Annotated in this window: 21 protein-coding genes; 18 read left to right on the top strand and 3 right to left on the bottom strand. The window is 57.8% G+C overall.

Annotated features, from left to right (window positions below):
• Positions 1-118: 118 nt before the first annotated feature.
• Positions 119-1,273 (bottom strand): methionine adenosyltransferase, encoded by a 1,155-nt coding sequence (metK, locus tag GNG29_RS19015; protein ID WP_103176917.1) that lies wholly within the window; start codon positions 1,271-1,273, stop codon positions 119-121.
• A 659-nt stretch (positions 1,274-1,932) separates the two neighbouring features.
• Between metK and yqgB the strand changes: the two genes are divergently transcribed.
• Together yqgB and speA are read left to right on the top strand one after the other, a co-directional pair.
• Entirely contained in the window at positions 1,933-2,064 is a 132-nt protein-coding gene (yqgB, locus tag GNG29_RS19010) for an acid stress response protein YqgB (RefSeq protein WP_139156299.1), read from the top strand.
• A gap of 8 nt (positions 2,065-2,072) precedes the next feature.
• The gene (gene speA, locus GNG29_RS19005) at positions 2,073-4,049 is read left to right on the top strand and encodes a biosynthetic arginine decarboxylase (protein ID WP_103830403.1); all 1,977 of its coding nucleotides are present in this window, start codon (positions 2,073-2,075) and stop codon (positions 4,047-4,049) included.
• 220 nt (positions 4,050-4,269) lie between these two features.
• On the opposite strand, the gene GNG29_RS19000 is transcribed toward speA, so the two are convergent.
• Complete coding sequence (locus GNG29_RS19000) at positions 4,270-5,844, bottom strand: hypothetical protein (RefSeq protein WP_103791339.1); 1,575 nt, start codon at positions 5,842-5,844, stop codon at positions 4,270-4,272.
• A gap of 162 nt (positions 5,845-6,006) precedes the next feature.
• Between GNG29_RS19000 and GNG29_RS18995 the strand changes: the two genes are divergently transcribed.
• The 4 genes from GNG29_RS18995 to speB all read left to right on the top strand — a co-directional run bounded on the left by GNG29_RS18995 (position 6,007) and on the right by speB (position 10,406).
• Positions 6,007-7,185 carry an oligogalacturonate lyase family protein gene (locus tag GNG29_RS18995; RefSeq protein ID WP_156655210.1) on the top strand — a complete coding sequence of 393 codons (1,179 nt, stop codon included), beginning with the start codon at positions 6,007-6,009 and terminating at the stop codon, positions 7,183-7,185.
• A 13-nt stretch (positions 7,186-7,198) separates the two neighbouring features.
• Positions 7,199-8,482 (top strand): ABC transporter substrate-binding protein, encoded by a 1,284-nt coding sequence (locus tag GNG29_RS18990; RefSeq protein WP_103176912.1) that lies wholly within the window; start codon positions 7,199-7,201, stop codon positions 8,480-8,482.
• 36 nt (positions 8,483-8,518) lie between these two features.
• Positions 8,519-9,334 (top strand): sugar phosphate isomerase/epimerase, encoded by an 816-nt coding sequence (locus GNG29_RS18985; protein WP_197431822.1) that lies wholly within the window; start codon positions 8,519-8,521, stop codon positions 9,332-9,334.
• Between the two features lie 151 nt (positions 9,335-9,485).
• The gene (gene speB / locus GNG29_RS18980; RefSeq protein ID WP_058608614.1) at positions 9,486-10,406 is read left to right on the top strand and encodes an agmatinase; all 921 of its coding nucleotides are present in this window, start codon (positions 9,486-9,488) and stop codon (positions 10,404-10,406) included.
• A gap of 3 nt (positions 10,407-10,409) precedes the next feature.
• On the opposite strand, the gene GNG29_RS18975 is transcribed toward speB, so the two are convergent.
• Positions 10,410-11,621 carry an MFS transporter gene (locus GNG29_RS18975; RefSeq protein ID WP_156655208.1) on the bottom strand — a complete coding sequence of 404 codons (1,212 nt, stop codon included), beginning with the start codon at positions 11,619-11,621 and terminating at the stop codon, positions 10,410-10,412.
• A gap of 414 nt (positions 11,622-12,035) precedes the next feature.
• On the opposite strand from GNG29_RS18975, the gene GNG29_RS18970 reads away from it, so the two are divergent.
• The 12 genes from GNG29_RS18970 (at position 12,036) to GNG29_RS18915 (ending at position 21,598) form a co-directional block, all read left to right on the top strand.
• Positions 12,036-12,359: a non-heme iron oxygenase ferredoxin subunit gene (locus GNG29_RS18970; protein WP_013098654.1), complete on the top strand. Its 324-nt coding sequence runs from the start codon at positions 12,036-12,038 to the stop codon at positions 12,357-12,359.
• On the top strand, positions 12,356-12,664 hold the full coding sequence (locus GNG29_RS18965) for a recombinase-like helix-turn-helix domain-containing protein (protein ID WP_156655207.1): 309 nt from the start codon (positions 12,356-12,358) through the stop codon (positions 12,662-12,664). Before GNG29_RS18970 ends, GNG29_RS18965 begins: the two co-directional genes overlap by 4 nt.
• 10 nt (positions 12,665-12,674) lie before the next feature.
• Positions 12,675-13,697 carry an aromatic ring-hydroxylating dioxygenase subunit alpha gene (locus GNG29_RS18960; RefSeq protein ID WP_103176908.1) on the top strand — a complete coding sequence of 341 codons (1,023 nt, stop codon included), beginning with the start codon at positions 12,675-12,677 and terminating at the stop codon, positions 13,695-13,697.
• Positions 13,697-14,446: an SDR family oxidoreductase gene (locus GNG29_RS18955; RefSeq protein WP_156655206.1), complete on the top strand. Its 750-nt coding sequence runs from the start codon at positions 13,697-13,699 to the stop codon at positions 14,444-14,446. The genes GNG29_RS18960 and GNG29_RS18955 overlap by 1 nt, the downstream gene beginning before the upstream one ends.
• A 12-nt stretch (positions 14,447-14,458) precedes the next feature.
• Positions 14,459-15,247 (top strand): IclR family transcriptional regulator, encoded by a 789-nt coding sequence (locus GNG29_RS18950; protein WP_156655205.1) that lies wholly within the window; start codon positions 14,459-14,461, stop codon positions 15,245-15,247.
• 78 nt (positions 15,248-15,325) lie between these two features.
• The gene (locus tag GNG29_RS18945; RefSeq protein ID WP_156655204.1) at positions 15,326-16,252 is read left to right on the top strand and encodes a VOC family protein; all 927 of its coding nucleotides are present in this window, start codon (positions 15,326-15,328) and stop codon (positions 16,250-16,252) included.
• Positions 16,249-17,436, top strand: a complete 1,188-nt coding sequence (locus GNG29_RS18940; RefSeq protein ID WP_156655203.1) for an NAD(P)/FAD-dependent oxidoreductase — start codon at positions 16,249-16,251, stop codon at positions 17,434-17,436. Before GNG29_RS18945 ends, GNG29_RS18940 begins: the two co-directional genes overlap by 4 nt.
• Positions 17,437-17,461: 25 nt before the next feature.
• On the top strand, positions 17,462-18,718 hold the full coding sequence (locus GNG29_RS18935; RefSeq protein ID WP_114316837.1) for an MFS transporter: 1,257 nt from the start codon (positions 17,462-17,464) through the stop codon (positions 18,716-18,718).
• 10 nt (positions 18,719-18,728) lie between these two features.
• Complete coding sequence (locus GNG29_RS18930) at positions 18,729-19,259, top strand: cupin domain-containing protein (protein WP_103176904.1); 531 nt, start codon at positions 18,729-18,731, stop codon at positions 19,257-19,259.
• A 10-nt stretch (positions 19,260-19,269) separates the two neighbouring features.
• Positions 19,270-20,040, top strand: coding sequence for an alpha/beta fold hydrolase (locus tag GNG29_RS18925; protein ID WP_156655202.1), 771 nt, complete (start codon positions 19,270-19,272; stop codon positions 20,038-20,040).
• A complete protein-coding gene (locus GNG29_RS18920) occupies positions 20,024-20,818 on the top strand; it encodes an SDR family oxidoreductase (protein ID WP_103176902.1) in 795 nt (264 codons plus the stop codon). Before GNG29_RS18925 ends, GNG29_RS18920 begins: the two co-directional genes overlap by 17 nt.
• Positions 20,819-20,827: 9 nt before the next feature.
• Entirely contained in the window at positions 20,828-21,598 is a 771-nt protein-coding gene (locus tag GNG29_RS18915) for an aspartate dehydrogenase (protein WP_156655201.1), read from the top strand.
• Positions 21,599-21,601: the final 3 nt, after the last annotated feature.

Here is a 21,601-nt window from a genome sequence, read left to right as displayed (position 1 = left end):
AGTATTCCGAAAGGGCTGCGTTTTTATCGCGATGTAAGCGATTTCAGGCGGGGCATTCAGGGGGATAAAAAACAAAAAGCCAGCACGAGGCTGGCTTTTTCAGTAAGCGGTCAGTCGATTATTTCAGACCGGCAGCTTCACGCAGCAGAGCGGCTTTGTCGGTTTTTTCCCATGGGAAATGTTCGCGACCAAAGTGACCGTATGCAGCGGTTTCTTTGTAGATTGGGTGCAGCAGATCCAGCATCTGAATCAGACCATATGGACGCAGGTCGAAGAACTCGCGTACCAGCAGGGTCAGCTGTTCTGAAGGCACTTTTTCAGTACCGAAGGTTTCAACCATGATGGAGGTCGGTTCCGCCACGCCGATAGCGTAGGAGACCTGGATCTCACAGCGGTCTGCCAGGCCAGCAGCCACGATGTTCTTGGCAACATAACGTGCTGCGTAGGCTGCGGAACGGTCAACTTTAGACGGATCCTTACCGGAGAATGCGCCGCCACCGTGACGCGCCATGCCACCGTAAGTATCAACGATGATCTTACGTCCGGTCAGGCCGCAATCGCCCATTGGTCCACCGATAACAAAGCGGCCCGTTGGGTTAATGAAGTATTTGGTGGAACTATTCAGCCATTCGGTTGGCAGAACCGGCTTGATGATCTCTTCCATCACCGCTTCCTGCAGGGATTTCTGCTCGATATCTTCAGCGTGCTGAGTAGAGAGAACCACCGCGTCAATGCCGACAATTTTGCCGTCGTCGTACTGGAAGGTGACCTGGCTTTTCGCATCCGGACGCAGCCACGGCAGGGTGCCGTTTTTACGCACTTCAGCCTGACGCTGCACCAGACGGTGCGCATAGGTGATTGGCGCTGGCATCAGCACGTCGGTTTCGTTGGTAGCGTAGCCAAACATCAGGCCCTGGTCGCCTGCACCCTGTTCCAGCGGATCGGCACGGTCAACGCCCTGGTTGATGTCAGGGGACTGTTTGCCAATGGCGCTCAGGACGGCGCAAGAGTTGGCATCAAAGCCCATATCAGAATGCACATAGCCGATTTCACGTACGGTGTTACGGGTGATCTCTTCGATATCAACCCATGCACTGGTCGTGATTTCACCGCCTACCATCACCATGCCGGTTTTGACATAGGTTTCACACGCTACGCGCGCCTTTGGATCCTGCTCGAGGATCGCATCCAGCACGGCATCGGAAATTTGGTCAGCAATTTTATCAGGATGTCCTTCTGATACAGACTCGGACGTAAACAGGTGTTTTGCCATGTTTTAATTTACCTAAGGAGAATTTATTTAGCTCAAACTGTCGTGTGGGATAGCCGTGGCAGGTTTTTCCACCAGGACTTGCAGATGGTGACACTGGCAGTCTGAGTGTTAATCGGTATGGATGGATTAACATCTGGATGGCTATTTTAGGTCACTTCTTCGCCCGATTTCCAGCTTTTTTTAAATGTATCCACACGCCCCTGAAAACCCTGCTGGAAATTTTTGCTGACGGTGCGTCAATGCCCGCATTTATATTTTGCATTTTCCGCGTCTTGTCGGTATAAAACGCGGCGCGCGGCTCATACAAAAAAGCACACGACGTTTCTTCGTGTCGCCACTTCCAGCCGGGTAAAGCAGTGAACTTTTAGCTTTAACTTGTCGCGAGCTTCATCGGGCTTGCGTGGAGGTGATACGAGATAATGAACCGTCGTTTTCCGCTAATTCAGTTCTGCCTTTCAGGCAGGAACATGTACCCCGCCATTCGCATTTCTAATCTGCAAACCTGCCGATGTTATACCCATCTCGGCGCTTCTCAGGATTCCCGGGCAGGCACTACGCTTTGTGAAGACTGAACAAGGGCGCTCTTGTTAATACAAGAGTTTTCTCGTGGTTTCGCCGGACCTTGTCATACAGAGTTCGGATACGTGTTTTACAATGATATGAATAAGAAACCGGTCGCACGGCCCGGCTTTCAGCATTCTGTGCTGGAAAACCGGTCGGATAATGGGTTGTTATCGCAGATTGACGCTGCGATAGTAGTCAACTGTTTTACACTTAATAGTAAGAGTTGAGGTTCGCTATGTCTGACGACATGTCTTCGTTTTCGCCTTCGTCAGCGGGCGAACAGGGTGTACTACGTTCTATGCAGGAGGTTGCGATGAGCTCCCAGGAAGCCAGCAAGATGCTGCGCACATACAATATTGCGTGGTGGGGTAACAACTACTACGACGTCAACGAGCTGGGCCACATCAGCGTTTGCCCGGATCCTGACGTACCGGAAGCGCGCGTCGATCTCGCCAAACTGGTAAAAGCACGCGAAGCGCAGGGCCAGCGTCTGCCCGCTCTGTTCTGCTTCCCGCAGATCCTGCAACACCGTCTGCGCTCCATTAACGCCGCCTTTAAGCGCGCGCGTGAATCCTACGGCTATAACGGCGACTACTTCCTGGTTTATCCGATCAAGGTAAACCAGCATCGTCGCGTTATTGAATCCCTGATCCACTCCGGCGAACCGCTGGGTCTGGAAGCCGGTTCCAAAGCGGAACTGATGGCGGTGCTGGCCCATGCCGGCATGACCCGCTCGGTGATCGTCTGTAACGGTTATAAAGACCGTGAATACATTCGTCTGGCGCTGATCGGTGAGAAGATGGGCCACAAGGTCTATCTGGTCATCGAGAAGATGTCTGAGATTAACATTGTGCTGGAAGAGGCCGAGCGTCTGAACGTGGTGCCGCGCCTGGGTGTACGTGCACGTCTGGCCTCCCAGGGCTCCGGCAAGTGGCAGTCCTCCGGCGGTGAAAAATCCAAATTCGGCCTCGCGGCGAACCAGGTTCTGCAGCTGGTGGAGATCATGCGCGAGCGTGGTCGTCTGGACAGCATCCAACTGCTGCACTTCCACCTCGGTTCCCAGATGGCCAACATCCGCGATATCGCCACCGGCGTGCGCGAGTCGGCCCGTTTCTACGTCGAGCTGCACAAGCTGGGCGTGAATATCCAGTGCTTCGACGTGGGCGGCGGCCTGGGCGTGGACTACGAGGGTACTCGCTCCAAGTCTGACTGCTCCGTGAACTACGGCCTGAACGAATATGCGAACAACATCATCTGGGCAATCGGCGATGCCTGCGAAGAGCACGGCCTGCCGCACCCGACGGTGATCACCGAGTCCGGGCGCGCGGTGACCGCGCACCATACGGTGCTGGTCTCCAACATTATTGGCGTTGAGCGCAACGAATACACCGAAGCCACACCGCCTGCTGACGACGCGCCACGCGCCCTGCAGAGTATGTGGGAAACCTGGCAGGAGATGCACGAGCCGGGCACCCGCCGTTCCCTGCGCGAGTGGCTGCACGACAGCCAGATGGACCTGCATGATATTCATATCGGCTATTCATCCGGTACGTTCAGTCTGCAGGAGCGCGCCTGGGCAGAGCAGCTCTATCTGAACATGTGTCACGAAGTGCAGAAACAGCTCGATCCGAGCAACCGTGCGCACCGTCCGATCATCGACGAGTTGCAGGAGCGTATGGCGGACAAAATGTACGTCAACTTCTCGCTGTTCCAGTCGATGCCGGATGCGTGGGGTATCGATCAGCTGTTCCCGGTCCTGCCGCTGGAAGGGCTGAACCAGGTGCCTGAGCGCCGCGCGGTGCTGCTGGATATCACCTGTGACTCCGACGGCGCGATCGATCACTACATTGACGGTGACGGTATCGCTACCACCATGCCAATGCCGGAGTACGATCCGGAGAACCCACCTATGCTGGGCTTCTTTATGGTCGGGGCCTATCAGGAGATCCTGGGCAATATGCACAACCTGTTCGGGGACACCGAAGCGGTTGACGTGTTTGTCTTCCCTGACGGCAATGTGGAAGTGGAGCTCTCTGACGAGGGCGACACCGTGGCGGACATGTTGCAGTACGTGCAGCTCGATCCGAACAAACTGCTGACCCAGTTCCGCGATCAGGTGAAAAAGACCGACCTGGACGATACGTTGCAGAAACAGTTCCTGGAAGAGTTTGAAGCCGGTCTGTACGGTTACACGTATCTGGAAGACGAGTAATGACGGTGCCCGGCGACGTTTGCGTCGCCGGGCTTTTCCTGCCCCAGCCAGTAGATGGCGATCACAATATCCTGCCTCTCAAATGTGAGTTAGATCACCTGAAATTTCCCCAGGTCGTGATCGGCCTCGCTTTTTCTACCGCTCATTGCGCTAACCGCTCTTTTCCTTTTGCCTGACGTATTTACTTCCCGCCCCTGTGCCACCATGCTTTCACTATCGCTTAGTCGTGAGCCAGGCTTGCTATCAACGCCGCGATGCGTGGCGGATTGAGCAGTGTGGCGAAGGAGGAGGGATGTTGTGAGCCGTGCTGAAGCAGCCACGTTTCAAGCTCGCGATTCTGATGAGTAAAGTGCGCCAGCGCCGCGGTGAATTCCGCCCTGACATCCGCTTGCTCGCCATATTTGCGCAGCCACAGTTTTAGCGTCAGCGCCCGGGTGAACGCGCTGTAGATATGGCTATATTTCACCGCCCGGGTTACCCCGGAAAGGAGGATATGCCGGGCTTCGTCGGTGAGCATGCTATCAGGCAGGAGATTAGATGCCCGGCTGTACATATAGTCGGCCAGGAAGCGGCTACGCTGGTCCTCAAGCTCGATAAGCTGACGCTGCTGGTGGCCCAGCTCCGGATCGTCGCTCGGCATCAGCGGTTGAAAAGACTGGGTCCAGCTGGCGCCGCGGGTATCAAGATGAAGCAGATGCAGGGTCTGGTCTAAATCTTCCGGGGGGCGGCTGTGGGATTGCAGCACGCGCCCCAGTAGGGTAGGCGTTTTACAGCTCCATTCGTGGCTGGCGACGAGAATTTCGCTGATGGCGTTAAGGTTCGGCAAGGAGAGAGGGGCGCGGGCGCGTTGCTGTAGCCAGGGAGCGATCAGTTGACGGGGGGCGATCTCTGGCTCGTGGATCAGCCGGGAGAGGCCGGACAAATTAAGCTCGTTAACGGAATCTTCCAGCGTCAGGTCGGGCAGCCACTCCCAGTCGACGCGGACGGTGATGGCCTCTGGCGTACTGTCGAGCTGATTAAGCCAGCTAAGGCGCTGCTGGATTTCGTCAAGCAGATAACAGGGCAGCAGCGTCCAGCCATATTCCAGCCCCCAGAGATCCAGCTCCAGCCATTTCTGGTTATGGCGAATGTTGAGCAGATTGGGATTACCGGCAAAGCCGGGACGGTAATCGAGTTCGGTTGCTTTAACCGAGGCGCGAACGTCGCCGGGCAGGGCCTCCAGCGCTTCCCGCAGCATATGCCGGGGCCAGGTTTTGTCCTGGTAATCGCGTAAAATAAGCTGGCGTCCCAGTTGCCGGATGCCCTTATATAACGCCTTTAGTGCGCTAATCCAGTTTTCGGTGCTGACGTCGGGCGTGGATAACGACAGGCGCAGACCGCGAACGGTGGGCAACGCGGCGAGAATGTGCGGAATGACGTTCTGAAAAAAAGCGTGAATAAAGTGGGATTCGTTATTTTCAGAAAGAAAAAACTCCGGGAATTTCGCTTTTAATTCCTGGCTATTAGGGGTGGCTTCTCCCTGTAACCAAAGCTGCAAATTATGACGTTGAACATAGTCGCCCACTTTGCGTAAATAAATAATGGCATTTTCCTGGGCGATGGTGAGATTAATTAAATCGGCGCCTTTACAATGCGGTGAAGGCGGAGCCAGACGCGCTAATAATGACTGCTGGTGAATAATAATGCCCTGAAAACCATAGCCTGTGGCCAGTCGTACCGCTTTTTCAATAAAAGCCCAGCGCCATATTTCAGGTGAATTAAATTCCATTAACAGGTAAGGCGTCGTTGTATTCATTAAACGCATTCCGCAGCGATAAAAAACGCATGCTAGATGCGATCCCCGCAAAGATCAAACGCCGCTTCTGGCGTAAGAAAAAAAGTGTGAGCCTGCTCGAATGCGCTAAAAACGTGTGTCATCTGCAGGCCAGATTGTTATGCCCTGACAGGAGGAGTTCCCATGGCGAAAGGTATGAAGGTGCAATTACATTTTGAACACTATATCGATGAGGATACCGGCGCTAAAGTTACCCGCTTCACGCCTGTTGATGTTATTTGTCATCGTAATTACTTTTACCAGAAATGTTTTATTGATGGCGGCAGGAAATTAATTTTTACCGGTGAGTTCGATGTTAACCGCAACTATTATTTGCTGGATCTGGCGACGGGTATAGCAATGCAATTAACGGAAGGCGCGGGCGATAATACCTTTGGCGGCTTTTTATCACCGGATGAAACTTCGCTCTATTATGTTAAAAGCGAACGCAATTTAATGCGGATAAATCTGTCGACGCTGCAGGAAGAGATCGTTTATCAGGTGCCGGAAGAGTGGGTGGGATATGGCACCTGGGTGGCGAACAGCGCCTGCAATAAGCTTGTCGGCGTGGAGATCCATCGCGACAGCTGGCGGCCAATTAGCGACTGGACCGTCTTCCAGACCTTCTGGGCCGAGCAGCCGCGCTGTCGGGTTATCCGCATCGATCTACATACAGGGGAGAGAACCACGCTGCTGGAGGAGAATCAGTGGCTGGGGCATCCGATTTATCGACCCTTTGATGACAACACCGTGGCCTTCTGCCACGAGGGTCCTTTGGACCGGGTCGATGCCCGTATGTGGCTGATGGATGAAGATGGCAGCAATATTCGTAAAGCCAGACAGCCCGCTCCCGGGGAGAGCTATACCCATGAATTCTGGGTGCCGGATGGCTCGGCGCTGATGTACGTCACCTATGTGAAAAACAGCCCTGTGCGCTATTTATGCCGTATTGATGGTCAGAGCGGTCAGGACGAACGTCTGATGGCGATGCCCCCCTGTTCGCACGTCATGAGTAACGAAGATGGCTCCCTCGCCGTAGGCGACGGTTCCGGCGTGCCCATTGATATCGCCGATAACGCCGGCTATGGCGATACCAGCGATCCCTACCTGTGGTTATTTGATTTGCGGAAAAAGCAAGCCTACAAAATCGCCCGTCACAGCTCATCCTGGCAGGTGCTGGACGGCGATCGCCAGGTGACGCATCCGCACCCCTCGTTTACGCCGGACGAAAAAGCGGTGCTGTTCAGCACGGATAAAGACGGTAAACCGGCGCTCTATCTGGCCGAGATCCCGCCTGAGGTTTTGCAAAACATTAAGGCTTAATAAGGAGCAAACGATGAAGAAACGTAACGCTTGCCTGAGCGCCTCATTATTGCTTGCCTGCTCCTGCCTCGCGGCGGCGCAGGCGGCGGAAATCCGTATCTCCTGGTGGGGAGGAAACAGCCGCCACCAGGCGACCTTGAACGCCATCAAGCTGTTTGAGCAGAAATACCCTGATATCAAGGTGAAGGCCGAATACGCCGGGTGGGAGGGATACCTCTCGCGCCTGACCGTACAGATTGCGGGCGGCAACGAGCCGGATGTCATTCAGACCAACTGGAACTGGCTGCCTATTTTTTCCCGGGACGGCAACGGCTTTTATGATCTCTACAGCCAGAAAGCGGTGCTCGACCTCGGGCAATATGACCCGCAGTCTCTGAGTACCACCACGGTCAACGGCAAGCTGAACGGCATTCCGGTGGCGGTGACGGCGCGCAGCTTCTACTACAACAAGAAATTATGGCAGGAGATGGGCGTCAGCTATCCGCAGAGCTGGCCGGAGCTGATGGCGGCCGGGAAAGCGTTTCAGGCAAAAGACAAAGAGAAATATCCGCTGGTTCTCGACTATATGGAGTCGTTGACGCTGGTACAGTCCTGGATGGTGCAGAAGTACGCGATTCCGGCGATTAATGAGAAAACGGGCAAGTTCAACTATACCCCGCAGCAGTGGGTGGAATTCTTCCAGCTGTATAAAGATCTTGTCGACAGCCACGTCTTCCCTTCCATGCGGGTACTCTCCTCTTACGGCAAAAGTAATACCTGGGAGATGAAGCCCTGGATCCAGGGAAAATGGGGCGGCATCTATATGTGGAATACGAATGCCGTGATGTATGAAAACAACCTGACCGCGCCCTATAACAAGCTGGAGCTGGGGCCATTCTTTATGCTGCCGGGGGCGAAAGATGCCGGATTATTCTTCAAGCCGACAATGATGTTCAGCGTGGGGAAATCGACGAAGCACCCACAGGAGGCGGCGAAGCTGATCGATTTTTTAATGAACGATCCGCAGGGCGTCAAAGCGATGGGGCTGGAGCGCGGCACGCCGCTGAGTAAAAAGGCCGCGCAGCAGCTGGAAGCAGAGGGAGTGATTCAAAAGGACAATATTACCGTAGCCGGGATCAACGCCTCCCTGGCACTGCCCCATAACATCCCCACCTCGCCCTATTTCGATAACCCGCAGTTTGTCGAGCTTTGGCACAACACCATTGAAAATATCGACCAGGGCACCCTTACGGTAGAGCAGGCGGCGAAAAGCTTCTCCCGTAATGCCGAACGCATCCTGGGCAGAGCAATGCGCTAACCCGACGATACCGGTTCACAGATGATGGGGAAGGATATGATTACCTTTAGCGCAACGCTAACCTGCCGTTATGAAACGCTTTTTTCGCCTTTTACCCCGCAGGACTTTGAGCAGGGGCTGGCGTGGCTGGCGCAAAGCGGCTTCGACGCCGCCGAACTGTGCATCAATGATTATGAAGGCATGGAGGTCTCATGGCTGAAAAAGCGGCTGGATGATTACCGGCTGGGGTGTACGACTATTGCCACGGGCCAGGCCCGCAAGCGCGATGGCCTCTCTTTACTTTCCAGCGACAGGGCGGTGGTTTTGCGTACTCAACAGCGCCTGGCGGAACATATTGACGCCGCCGCGCAGCTGTCGAGCCATGTCACCATAGGCTCATTGCGCGCAACGGACAGGATGCTGAGTCAAACCGAGTATATGCATGCGCTGGCGGAGGCGATGGCGCCGTGCGTGGAGCAGGCGAAGCGGTGCGGCGTAACGCTGGTCCTTGAAGCCCTCAATCGCTATGAAATCGCGCATCTGCACAGCGCGGCGGATATGATGGCGTTTATGAGCTTCTGCGACGCACCGGAAAATGTCGGCGTGTTATGGGATATTTTCCATGCCAATATTGAGGATCGCGATTTCACCGACGCGATAGCCTTGCTGGGCTCCCGGCTGCGGCATGTGCATTTTGCCGACTCTAACCGGGCGTTTCCGGGGTATGGCCATTTGCCGATTGACGACATCTATCTGGCGCTAAAAGCGGCCAACTATCAGGGGGCGGTTTCGCTGGAGTGTTTGTGCCAGCCGTCAACGGCAACGCTGATTAAGGAGGCCGGTCCGCTGATCGACCGGTTGCGTCGCTTATAAGGGGTGAGGTGGGGGATCGTTTTTCCTGACTTGAACCTGCGCAGATTAACGGCGATAATTCTTTTTATTGCCTTTTTCCAATCTAACCCTTCCTCGTCGGGCTAACGACGCGGGAGGGTTTTTTTATAGCGACGAATATGAGGTTTTTGCCATGAGCACCTTAGGTCACCAGTACGACAACTCGTTAGTTTCCAATGCCTTTGGTTTTCTACGCCTTCCGATGAACTTCCAGCCTTACGACAGCGATGCGGACTGGGTGATCACCGGCGTACCATTTGATATGGCGACATCCGGTCGTGCCGGTGGCCGTCATGGCCCGGCGGCCATTCGTCAGGTTTCCACCAACCTCGCCTGGGAGCATAACCGCTTCCCGTGGAACTTCGACATGCGCGAGCGCCTGAACGTCGTGGACTGCGGTGACCTGGTGTATGCCTTCGGCGACGCGCGTGAAATGAGTGAAAAACTGCAGGCGCACGCAGAAAAACTGCTGGCTGCCGGCAAGCGCATGCTCTCCTTCGGTGGTGACCACTTCGTGACGCTGCCCCTGCTGCGCGCCCACGCGAAACACTTCGGTAAGATGGCGCTGGTGCATTTCGATGCGCATACCGACACCTACGCGAACGGCTGTGAATTTGACCACGGCACCATGTTCTTCACCGCGCCGAAGGAAGGTCTGATCGATCCGAACCACTCCGTACAGATCGGCATCCGTACCGAATTCGACAAAGATAACGGCTTCACCGTGCTGGACGCCTGCCAGGTGAACGATCGCGGCGTGGATGACATCATCGCCCAGGTTAAGCAGATCGTCGGTGATATGCCGGTCTACCTGACCTTCGACATCGACTGCCTGGATCCAGCCTTTGCCCCAGGTACCGGCACCCCGGTAATTGGCGGCCTGACCTCAGACCGCGCCATCAAACTGGTGCGCGGCCTGAAGGATCTGAACATCGTCGGTATGGACGTCGTTGAAGTGGCCCCTGCCTATGACCAGTCCGAGATCACTGCGCTGGCCGCAGCGACCCTGGCGCTGGAGATGCTCTACATCCAGGCAGCGAAAAAAGGCGAGTAAGCCTTACGCGCTGAGTGCTGCTGCGCGACGCATGCGCAGCAGCAACATTCCTCCGGCCAGCAGAGTGATAACCTGCGACGCCACCAGCACCGAAAAACCGGAACTGACCGACCCGGCCGATTTCATCACCATCCCCATCAGCAGCGGAATAAACGCCGCGCAGATATTGCCAATCCCATTAATGATCCCGTAGGCGCTGCCCACCGCTTCTCGTGCGGCGTGATGCTGGATCACGGCAGGAATGGCGGCCCCCTGAAGCCCCCAAAAGATATTGGCGGAAAGCATAAACAGCGCCAGCCATACCGGCTGATGGCTGAGCATCAGGGCGACCACTGACAACGCGGTCAACGCGCCGCCCACAACAAAGAGTACCGGAGCCTGGTCCGGGCGCATTTTATCGAGCAGTACACCACCCAGGAACTTTGAACCCAGGCTCAGCAGGAAAGGGATCGCCGCAAGCCAGCCCGTCGCGTGAAGGGAGAAATGGTGTTCATCCCGCAGCCACGCGGGCAGCCAGGCACTGCTTCCCCAGAGATAGCTCAGGGTGGCGATTTCAACCAGTAAAATCCAGCCCAGCAGCGGCGTTTGCCAGGCGAGGGTAAAGGTTTCGACAAATCCTGGTTTTTTCATCTTCACCGCACCACGCGGTGCGGGCAGGAAGCGCCAGATTAACCCGCCACCCAGCAGCAGATTGATTGCCGCCAGCGCATAGAACGAACCCGCCCAGCCCAGATGTGCCATCAGCCAGGTGACGAGCGGAAAGCCCACCGCCAGCCCGAGCGAGACGCCCAGCGCGGTGACGGCGTTGGGTTTGCCTGTCTCTTCCGCGCTGAAGTTATCGCTTATAAAGCGCGTTTTCAGGGAAAAGAGCGGACCTTCGGCAATGCCCAATACCAGGCGGGCGATAAGCATCCCCATTAGCGAGCCCAGCAATGGCGAAACAGCGCAGACCAGGGCCCAGATCGCAATGCTGCTTAACAACCCCTGCCGATAATGCAGTTTGCTTTCGATAACCGGTGTTAATAATAAAGCCGAGAATCCATAACCCAGCAGAAAGCAGGTCATTAACATTCCTTGTAACATTCTGTTTTCATTTAACTGAAAATGTTCGGCAAATTCCGGATTTAAAATCATCACCGAAATATTTACCCGGTCAACGTAGGAAATAATAATGAGAAATAACAGTGCAATTGTGCCTTGCCATCTTGCCGTCATATTGCCCGCCTTATGCGTTCGAGAATTTATATTTTTATCAATGTGATTGTCACGGAGCTAAAATGGTTCACCTGTGAAACTCGTTGTTTTTAAAAGGTTGTTTTAAAATGTGTTTCACGGGTGAAACCTGTCGATTTTTCTTTGCTTTATTTTTAAGGAAGAAAAAGAAAAGAAGTCAATATTTTTCATTTACTCTTTTAGCTCATCGCTAAAACGTATTCTTTCACGCCTCAATAATGAAAATTTCATATCGCTGCATTTTTTCGTGATCCCTTGCACACTTAGCTTATTAATTGCCGATCAATTAACAAATTCGTCACATTGACGCTTGACGAAACATTCATCGCTTTTATATTGACCGTATTAAATAAGAAACAGAGTTTCATATATGAAACAAAAGCCTGGAGGATCGTGATGAGCTGGATAGGCGTATGTGACGCAGAACAAGTACAGGAAGATTTCCCTTTTAGCGGCAACGTAGAAGGTAAAGAGATCGGCGTTTATTTAATCGACGGCGAATATTACGCGCTGGAAGACGTGTGCCCGCACGCTTATGCCTTGCTGAGCCAGGGCTTCGTGGAAGATGGCAAAGTGGAGTGCCCGCTGCATGAGGCGGTGTTTGACGTCAAAACCGGCCAGTGTCTGCATGGCCCCGGTGGTCGCAACCTCAACCGCTACCCGGTTCGGGTCTTTGAAAATCAAATCCAGATTACCTTCGTCGAGGAGACCGTGGCATGAGCGACATCCTGAATTTCAACCCGGCACTACCCGAATGCCGCCAGTTTACCCCGCCTGCAGAGGGCGGTAACGGCGCCATTCATAAGCCGGGCGAATATCAGAATCTGATCTGGCAGACCCGCAGCCGCGAGCCGGAAAGCTGGGAAGTGAAACTGATTGCGACGCTGGAAGATCTCTTCGAACAGGGCATTGAAACCTTACCGGAGCTGGTGAAGGGGCTGAACGCGGTGCGGATGCACGATCAGCAGGGCGAGCCGTGGAGCGACGCCAGCTTCCAGGCATTCTTACAGGTTAACGGCTACTGAGGACAACGCGATGACGACTACCGTACAAAACTATCTCGATAAAGGTCTGCGCGGCCTCTGGTATCCGGTGCTGGCGAGCTGGGAAGTGCAGTCTGCACCGGTGGGCATTACCCGCCTTGGGGAGCAGATTGTGGTCTGGCGCAACAAAGACGGCCAGGTCCAGGCGCTGGAGGACCGCTGTCCGCACCGCGGCGCGCGCCTGTCGATGGGCTGGAATCTCGGGGACCGCATCGCCTGCTGGTATCACGGCGTGGAAGTGGCAGGCAATGGCGAAGTGAAAGATGTGCCTGCGGTGGACAAATGTCCGCTGGTCGGCCAGCAGTGCGTACGCAGCTATAACGTGCAGGAGGCGCACGGCGCCATCTTCCTGTGGTTCGGCGTCACCGCCGATCAGCAGCCGGACGAACTGACCTTCCCGGATGAACTCGCCGACATGGAAAATTTCAGCAACTTCCTCTGCACCGCCGGGTGGAAATGCAATTACCAGTACGCGCTGGAAAACGTGATGGACCCGATGCACGGCACCTATCTGCACTCCTCCTCGCACTCAATGGCGGAAGGGGACCGCAAGGCCGACATGGTGCTCCAGCCGACCAAAACCGGCTTCATCTTTGAGAAAAAAGGGCAGAGCGGCGTCAACTTCGACTGGGTGGAGCTGGGCAACAGCGGCACCTGCTGGATGCGCCTCTCCATTCCTTACAGGAAGCGTTTCGGGCCGGGCGGCCACTTCTTTATCGTCGGTATGGTGGTACCGGAAGATAACGACAACTGCCGCGTCTTCTTCTGGCGCATCCGCCGCGTGCAGGGCTGGCAGCGCGATATGTGGCGCTTTATGTACCGTAACCGCCTGGAAAAACTGCACTGGGAAGTGCTGGAGCAGGATCGTGTGGTGCTGGAAAGCATGGCGCCAAACGCCCGCGACCATGAATACCTCTACCAGCATGACGTTGGTCTCTCCCGCCTGCGCCGCATGATGCAAAAAGCTGCGAAAGAGCAGCTGGCGATGCGCGACGCGCAGCAGGGAGCCGCCTGATGAACGGGCTGTTGAGCGGAAAACGCATCGTTGTAACCGGTGCCGCGCGCGGGCTGGGCTACCACTTCGCCAGAGCCTGCGCGGAGCAGGGGGCGGCGGTGGTGATGTGCGACATCCTGAAAGGCGAGCTGGCTGAAAGCGCCCACGGGCTGAGCGAACAGGGTTATGCGATCGAATCGCACGTTATCGATCTGGCCGATCCGCATTCCATCGAACAGGTGTTCAGTGCCATTGGCGAGCTGGGGCAGATTGACGGCCTGGTGAATAACGCGGCGATGGCGACCGGCGTCGGCGGCAAAAACATGCTCGATTACGATCCGGATCTCTGGGATCGGGTAATGAGCGTCAACGTCAAAGGCACCTGGCTGGTCACCCGCGCCGCCGTGCCGCTGCTGCGGGAAGGGGCAGGGATTGTGAACGTAGCCTCCGATACCGCCCTGTGGGGCGCGCCGCGCCTGATGGCCTACGTCGCCAGTAAGGGGGCCGTGATTGCCATGACCCGCTCAATGGCGCGGGAGCTAGGTGAAAAGCGTATTCGTATTAACGCCATCGCGCCGGGATTAACCCGCGTTGAGGCGACGGAATATGTGCCCGCCGAACGGCATCAGCTCTATGAAAATGGCCGGGCGTTAACGGGGGCGCAGCAGCCGGAAGATGTCACCGGCAGCGTGGTCTGGCTGTTAAGCGATCTGTCGCGGTTCATCACCGGGCAGCTTATTCCGGTCAACGGCGGTTTTGTCTTTAACTAAGGTAGGGCGATTATGGCAAACGATCAGGAAGTGAAGTATCTGGTGCCGGGGCTGGAGCGCGGTTTACAGCTGCTGTTGGCCTTCGGCGAGCAGCATCGCGATCTGACCTTTGCCGAGCTGCACCGGCTGGTGGATATGCCGAAGGCCACCGCCTACCGCGTGGTGCAGACCCTGGAGTATATGGGCTTTCTGGAGCGCAACACCCGTACCAATACCTTCTCGCTCGGCATGAACGTGCTGCGTCTGGGCTTTGAGTACATCGCCTCGCTGGATGTGGCGCAGGTGGGTCAGCCGGTGATTGAACAACTGCGTGACGTCAGCCAGTGCAGTAGCCATCTGGCGATCCGCGACGGGCGCGACATCATCTACATCGCCCGCGTCAGCGCCGCCGGGTCGCGCATCAATCAGGTCAGCATTGGCACCCGTCTGCCGGTGCACTGCACCTCGCTCGGCCGCATGCTGTTGACCGATATTTCCCGCGCCGATTTCGAACAGCTGTTCCCGCAGGAGCGCCTGCCGGGCAACACGCCGGGTCAGCTTCACGACCGTGAAGCCCTGTGGCAAATGGTGCAGCAGGATAAAGCCCGCGGATACGTGATCGGTGAATCCTTCTTCCGCCACGGTATCTCCTCCATCGTTTATCCGGTGTTTGACCGAAGCCATCGCGTGGCGGCGGTAGTGAGCATTCTGGTGCCGTCGGAAGAGATCCCACAAGCCGACCGCGAGCGACTGCAAAACGAGGTTCGTCTGGCGGCGGACAAAATTTCTGGCTTCTTAGGGTATTTATCACAGGCCAGTTAAATCAGTGAGTTAACGTCAGGCGCTTCACTGCGTCGGGCATGTTTTACGCCCAATTTGGGCCAGATGAGGCAACGAACGATGAGTGTAACCGGAATTGAAAAGCTGGAATTTGGCGTTGAGAACCTGACGCACTGCGCCAAATTTATGCGTGATTTTGGCCTGACGGGCGATGCCAGCGGCCAGCGTTTTACCACCCTGAGCGGCGCGCGCGTGGAGCTTAACCCGATCGACAGCCCCGATCTGCCCCCGGCGTTTGAAGCGGGTAACACCCTGCGCCGCATGACCTGGGGAGTGGCGACCCAGAACGATCTGGACGCACTGCGCTCGAAGCTTGCGCAGCAGCCCGGCTTTCGCGAAGTGGGCGACGCGCTGGAATGCCTTGACCCGAACGGCATGACCCTGCGCGTGCAGGTCAGCCAGCAGACCGACGTGGAGCTGAACGTCGAGCCGATCAACCAGTGGGGCGATGCCCGCCGGATTGACACCCCCAGCCCGGTTTACGATCGCGCCCAGCCCATCAACGTCGGCCACGTGGTGTTTTTCGTGGAGGAGCTGGCGGCGGTGGAGAAATTCTACCGCGAGGTGCTCGGTTTCCAGGTCTCTGACCGCTACATCAACCGCGCCGTATTCCTGCGCTGCGGCGTACGTGGGGGGCATCACAACCTGTTCCTGCTGCAATTGCCGAACCGTAAGCGCGGCCTGAACCACGTGGCCTTTACCGTGCGCGATATCCACGAGGTGATCGGCGGTGGTATCGCGATGAATAAAAATGAATGGAGCACCTTTATCGGGCCGGGCCGCCATCCGGTCTCGTCGGCCTACTTCTGGTACGTCAATAGCCCGACCGGCGGCGCGTTTGAGTACTACACCAACGACGACTACCTGACCGAAAACTGGCAGCCGCGCGAGCTGGAGCACTCGCTGGTCTCCTTTACCGAATGGGCGGTGGAAGGCGGGATCGATCACGACACGCGCCGTCAGCAGAAAAAAACGGAGGCGGTATGACGTCGCGCATTGTCATTATCGGTGGCGGCCAGGCGGGGGGCTGGGCGGCTAAAACCCTGCGTGACGAGGGTTTCGACGGCGAGATTTGCGTGGTGGCGGAAGAGGAATGGGATTTCTACGAACGGCCACCGCTGTCGAAAGCGGCTCTTTTGCAACCAGAGGCGGCGCTTCCGCGACTCTTTTCCGAAGAGGCGCAGCAGGCGCTGAACCTGACCTGGTATCGTCCGTTGCGGGCTGAATCCATTGATCGTGAAGCGAAAGCGGTTGTTTTAAGCAACGGCGAACGCCTTAGTTACAACATGCTTTTACTGGCCACCGGAGGGCGGGCGCGCCTGCCGGGTGAGGCCTGGGCGGCGCACCCGCAGGTCTACCCCCTGCGCCACTGGCAGGACGCGCAGCGTCTGAAAAGCCGTCTGGCGGAGAGCCGCACCCTGGCTATCGTTGGCGGCGGCTGGATCGGTCTTGAGATTGCCGCTTCCGCGCGCAGCAGCGGCGTGGCGGTCACGCTGTTCGAGCAGCAGCCCGCACTCTGCATGCGCTCGGTGAGTGGCGAGGTTTCGCAGCGCTTAGAGGCCATTCACCGCGAGCAGGGTGTGGCGATCCGCACCGGCTGCGGCGCGCTGGAGCTGGAAGACGATAACGGTCTGCCGGTCATCCACTGCGACGGCCAGCGTAAAACCTTTGATGCGGTGGTGGTGGGGATCGGTGTCGATCTCAACCTGGAACTGGCGCGTAACGCCGGGCTTAAAACCGAACGCGGGATCGTGGTGGATGCCCAGGGACGCACCGCAGATCCGTTCATCTTTGCCGCCGGGGATGTGGCCCAGCATCATCACTACGGCCTGTGCATCCAGTCCTGGGCCTTTGCCCAGAATCAGGCGGTGGCGACGGCGAAAGCAATGCTCAACCCCGATGCGTCAGGTTACGACGACGCGCCGTGGCTCTGGTCAGATCAATATCAGCACAACATTCAGATCCTCGGTATTCCGCAGCCGGGCAGCAGCACGATAGTGCGGGACGATTCGCTGTTCTTCTCGCTCGACGCGAACGGGCGGCTGACGCAGCTGGTGGCGTTCAACGATGCGCGCACCGTCAAGCTGGCGAAGCGCTGGATGGCGGCGGGAAGGGATCTGTCAGACGTACCGCTCAGCGACCCGACCTTTTCACTGATGTCATTGCGATAGCTAACCCGCACCCGTAGGGGGAGATATGACCACATTAGAGACCAACACCGCGCCCGTTGAGGCGAGCGGTGAGGGAACCCGCACGCCTGAAAAAGCGGTGCGCTGGGCCATCCCGCTGGCGCTGCTGGCCTGCGTGCTGCTGGCGTTTTTCGACAAAATCAGCATTGCGGCGCTGTTTTCTGACGGCCATTTCCAGCAGGCGATGGGCATCGATTTCGACACCACGCGCCTCGGCATTCTGATGAGCGCCTTCCTGCTGAGCTACGGCTTTTCATCGGTCTTTTTAAGCGGGCTGGGGGACAAAATCGCCCCGCTGCGCCTGCTCACCGGGATGATGGTGATCTGGTGCGTGCTGATGGTGGCGATGGGCTTTACCCATAACTACACGCTGATGATTGTCCTGCGCATCCTGCTGGGGGTGGCAGAAGGGCCGCTCTTCCCGCTGGCCTTCGCCATTGTGCGCCACAACTTCCCGCAGCATCTGCAGGCGCGCGCCACCATGCTGTGGCTGCTGGGCACCCCGGTGGGGGCGGCGATTGGCTTCCCGCTCTCCCTCTGGTTGCTGAATACCTTCGGCTGGCAGAGCACCTTCTTCGTGATGGCGATGCTGACCGTGCCGGTGCTTATTTTTGTGCGCATCGGTCTGCGGGGGATCCGTCTGGATGCGAAACCGGCCACTACTCAGGCGTCGCAGGATGAGCGTCGCGCGGCCCGGCGCGAGCTGTTCGTCAGTCCGCACTTCTGGATCATCTGCATCTTTAACATCGCCTTCCTGACCTACCTGTGGGGTATCAACGGCTGGCTGCCGGGCTACCTGATCAAGGGGAAGGGCATTCATCTGGAGCATGCGGGCTGGCTGTCGTCGATGCCGTTTATCGCCATGCTGGCAGGCGAGGTGATTGGCGCATGGCTCTCGGACCGGGTCGATAAGCGCGCCGCGGCCTGCTTTATCTCCATGGCGGGGGCGGCGGTGGGGCTGGCAGCGGTCATGCACCTCGACACCCCGCTGACCATCATCGCGGCGATGAGCTTCAGTACCTTTATGTGGGGCACCGGGGCGCCCAACATTTTCGCCCTGCTGGCAAAGGCCACCCATCCACGGGTGAGTGCTACGGCGGGCGGCATCTTCAACGGGCTGGGAAACTTTGCGGGCGCGCTGTCGCCGGCGGTGATGGGCGCGCTTATCGCCTTCACCCACAGCATGGATTCCGGGCTGATTTTTCTGGCGGTGATGGCGGCGGTGGGCTGCGTCCTGTTACTGCCGCTGCTGAGACGTTACTGAGGAGAGTGTCATGACTGATTCAACCATAACCAACAAATCTGGCATCAAACCTGACCACCTGACGATGGAAGAGTGGGTCGAGTCGCGCATCGCGCGCTTCGAAGGGCGTAAATATGACTGGAACGCCCTGAAGTTCCAGGCCGATTTTGATCCGAAATACCGCCGGGCGCAGATGCGCTACATCGGCACCGGTGCCACCGGCGTGGCGAACGACACCAACACCGTGCAGGCGGATCACTTTACCTTCTCCACCATGGTACTGCCGTCGAAGTGCGAAGGGCCGCTGCACCTGCATGACGATGTGGAAGAGGTCTTCTTCATGCTGAAAGGCCAGATCACGCTGATGATCCAGGATGGCGACAACTACACCGAAACCGTGCTGCGCGAGCGTGACCTCATCTCCGTCCCGCCGGGTATCTATCGTGGGCTGTTCAACCACGGCGAAGAAGAGGCGCTGATGTGCGTCATGCTGGGCACTAACAAGCCGGAAATCCCGACCTACCCGGCCGATCATCCGCTCTCAAAAGTGAAGCGGAACTAAGGGGTGCACGATGACGGAATTTCGTGAACAGGGATGCGGCATTCCGCTGATGTTGCTGCACGGCATCAGCTCCGGCGCCGCCTCCTGGCATAAGCAGATGGCGCTGGACGGTTTTCGGGTGCTGGCGTGGGACATGCCCGGCTATGGCGAAAGCCCGATGCTGGCAGCTGAACGGGCAAACGCCGGAGATTACGCCGACGCGCTGGCGGCGATGCTCGATCGGGCGGGCGTCTGGCAGGCGGTGCTGGTAGGGCACTCTCTGGGGGCGCTGGTCGCCAGTGCTTTTGCGGCGAAGTTCCCGGAACGCGTTATCCATCTGGTGCTGGCGGATGCCGCGCAGGGCTACGGCCAGGCCGCGCCGGAGCAGCGCGAGCAGGTCTGGCGCAACCGCGAGCAACAGATGGCACTGGGCGGCGAAATCCTCGCCCAGACCCGCGCCGCGAAGCTGCTGCGCCCTGGCGCGCGCGCGGAGGATATTGCCACCGTGGCGTCAGGGATGCGCAAGCTGCGCCCGGAGGGCTACCTGGCCGCCGCGTGGATGCTGGCATATGACGACATCCATGCCTGGCTTAAGCGCTACCCGGGCGATTTTGAAGTCTGGTGCGGCGAGCAGGATGCGATTACGCAGCCGGAGTTGGTGCAGGGGCTGGCGCTGCGATACGGGTTGCCGTTTATCGCCATTCCCCAGGCCGGTCACGCCAGCTATCTCGATAACGACGCGTTTTTTAACCAACAGCTTTTACGCATTAACGAAGAGGTGCGCGATGAATGCACAAATTGATGGGCGCATAGCGGTCGTCACCGGCGGTTCTTCTGGCATTGGCTTTGAAACGCTGCGCCTGCTGCTGGGCGAGGGGGCTAAAGTGGCCTTCTGTGGCCGCGATCCGGATCGCCTCGCCAGCGCCCATGCCGCGCTGCATAACGAATACCCCGACGGGGAGGTTTTCTCTTATCGATGCGACGTGCTGAACGCTGACGAGATGCAGGCCTTTGCGGATGCCGTTCAGGCGCGCTTTGGTGCGGCGGATATGCTGATCAACAACGCCGGGCAGGGCTACGTGGCGCACTTCCAGGATACGCCGCGCGAGGCGTGGCTGCACGAGGCCGAGCTGAAGCTGTTCGGAGTGATCAATCCGGTGCAGGCGTTTCAGCCGCTGCTGGAGCAGTCCGACATCGCCTCCATCACCTGCGTCAACTCGCTACTGGCGCTGCAGCCGGAGGAGCACATGATTGCCACCTCTGCCGCCCGTGCCGCGCTGCTGAATATGACGCTGACACTCTCTAAAGAGTTGGTGGGGAAAGGCATTCGGGTGAATTCCATCTTGCTCGGCATGGTGGAGTCCGGCCAGTGGCAGCGCCGCTTTGAAAACCGTACAGACAAAAGCCAGAGCTGGCCGGAGTGGACGGCAGAGATCGCGCGCAAACGCGGCATCCCGATGGCGCGCCTCGGCAAGCCGCAGGAGCCCGCGCAGGCGCTGCTGTTCCTCGCCTCGCCGCTGGCCTCGTTTACCACCGGCGCCGCGCTGGACGTTTCCGGCGGCTTCTGCCGCCATCTGTAAGGACGCATCATGAAAAAGATCATGTTAATTGGGTTCGGCGCCATGGCGCAGGCGGTGATCGAGCGCCTGCCTGCCGGTGTCGCTATCGGCTGGATCGTGGCGCGCGCGTCTCATCACGCGGCGATTCGCCAGCAGTTTGGTGATGCGGTGGTGGCGCTGACCTCGCCGCTGGAGTGCGCTGAAGCGCCCGATCTGGTGCTGGAGTGCGCCAGCCAGCAGGCGGTGGCGCAGTACGGCGAGGATATTTTGCATCGCGGCTGGCATCTGGCGGTGATCTCCACCGGCGCACTGGCAGATAGCGCGCTGGAGCAGCGCCTGCTCAACGCGGGCGGCAAACTGACGCTGCTCTCCGGCGCGGTGGCCGGCATCGACGGGCTGGCGGCGGCGAAAGAGGGCGGGCTTGAGCGCGTGACCTATCAGTCGCGTAAAAGCCCGGCCAGTTGGCGCGGCAGCTACGCCGAACAGCTTATCGATCTTAATTCGGTGTCAGTGGCGCAGGTCTTTTTCGAAGGCAGCGCCCGGGAGGCGGCACGACTGTTCCCGGCCAACGCCAACGTGGCGGCGACCGTGGCGCTCGGCGGCGTGGGGATGGATGAGACCCGCGTACAGCTGATGGTCGACCCGGCCACGAAACGCAATACCCACACGCTGCACGTCGAAGGCGTGTTTGGCGAGTTCCATCTTGAGCTGAGCGGGCTGCCGCTTGCCTCTAACCCGAAAACCTCCACCCTGGCGGCACTGAGCGCGGTCCGCGCCTGCCGCGAGCTGGCCCTGAGCTGAGGA

The sequence above is a fragment of the Leclercia sp. Colony189 genome, assembly GCF_009740165.1.
Classification (GTDB): domain Bacteria; phylum Pseudomonadota; class Gammaproteobacteria; order Enterobacterales; family Enterobacteriaceae; genus Enterobacter.
Note: the sequence above shows the minus strand (reverse complement) of the source record. Positions and strands in the feature narration are given on the sequence as shown.

Excerpts from the sequence above, each read along its gene's own strand:
- GNG29_RS18925 (WP_156655202.1), top strand. The coding sequence starts at position 19,270 with ATGACGGAATTTCGTGAACAGGGATGCGGCATTCCGCTGATGTTGCTG.
- GNG29_RS18960 (WP_103176908.1), top strand. The coding sequence starts at position 12,675 with ATGACGACTACCGTACAAAACTATCTCGATAAAGGTCTGCGCGGCCTC.
- GNG29_RS18945 (WP_156655204.1), top strand. The coding sequence starts at position 15,326 with ATGAGTGTAACCGGAATTGAAAAGCTGGAATTTGGCGTTGAGAACCTG.
- GNG29_RS18955 (WP_156655206.1), top strand. The coding sequence starts at position 13,697 with ATGAACGGGCTGTTGAGCGGAAAACGCATCGTTGTAACCGGTGCCGCG.
- speB (WP_058608614.1), top strand. The coding sequence starts at position 9,486 with ATGAGCACCTTAGGTCACCAGTACGACAACTCGTTAGTTTCCAATGCC.
- GNG29_RS18915 (WP_156655201.1), top strand. The coding sequence starts at position 20,828 with ATGAAAAAGATCATGTTAATTGGGTTCGGCGCCATGGCGCAGGCGGTG.
- GNG29_RS19000 (WP_103791339.1), bottom strand. The coding sequence starts at position 5,844 with ATGAATACAACGACGCCTTACCTGTTAATGGAATTTAATTCACCTGAA.
- metK (WP_103176917.1), bottom strand. The coding sequence starts at position 1,273 with ATGGCAAAACACCTGTTTACGTCCGAGTCTGTATCAGAAGGACATCCT.
- GNG29_RS18970 (WP_013098654.1), top strand. The coding sequence starts at position 12,036 with ATGAGCTGGATAGGCGTATGTGACGCAGAACAAGTACAGGAAGATTTC.
- GNG29_RS18950 (WP_156655205.1), top strand. The coding sequence starts at position 14,459 with ATGGCAAACGATCAGGAAGTGAAGTATCTGGTGCCGGGGCTGGAGCGC.
- yqgB (WP_139156299.1), top strand. The coding sequence starts at position 1,933 with ATGAATAAGAAACCGGTCGCACGGCCCGGCTTTCAGCATTCTGTGCTG.
- GNG29_RS18940 (WP_156655203.1), top strand. The coding sequence starts at position 16,249 with ATGACGTCGCGCATTGTCATTATCGGTGGCGGCCAGGCGGGGGGCTGG.
- GNG29_RS18935 (WP_114316837.1), top strand. The coding sequence starts at position 17,462 with ATGACCACATTAGAGACCAACACCGCGCCCGTTGAGGCGAGCGGTGAG.
- GNG29_RS18995 (WP_156655210.1), top strand. The coding sequence starts at position 6,007 with ATGGCGAAAGGTATGAAGGTGCAATTACATTTTGAACACTATATCGAT.
- GNG29_RS18975 (WP_156655208.1), bottom strand. The coding sequence starts at position 11,621 with ATGACGGCAAGATGGCAAGGCACAATTGCACTGTTATTTCTCATTATT.
- GNG29_RS18930 (WP_103176904.1), top strand. The coding sequence starts at position 18,729 with ATGACTGATTCAACCATAACCAACAAATCTGGCATCAAACCTGACCAC.
- speA (WP_103830403.1), top strand. The coding sequence starts at position 2,073 with ATGTCTGACGACATGTCTTCGTTTTCGCCTTCGTCAGCGGGCGAACAG.
- GNG29_RS18920 (WP_103176902.1), top strand. The coding sequence starts at position 20,024 with ATGAATGCACAAATTGATGGGCGCATAGCGGTCGTCACCGGCGGTTCT.
- GNG29_RS18965 (WP_156655207.1), top strand. The coding sequence starts at position 12,356 with ATGAGCGACATCCTGAATTTCAACCCGGCACTACCCGAATGCCGCCAG.
- GNG29_RS18990 (WP_103176912.1), top strand. The coding sequence starts at position 7,199 with ATGAAGAAACGTAACGCTTGCCTGAGCGCCTCATTATTGCTTGCCTGC.
- GNG29_RS18985 (WP_197431822.1), top strand. The coding sequence starts at position 8,519 with ATGATTACCTTTAGCGCAACGCTAACCTGCCGTTATGAAACGCTTTTT.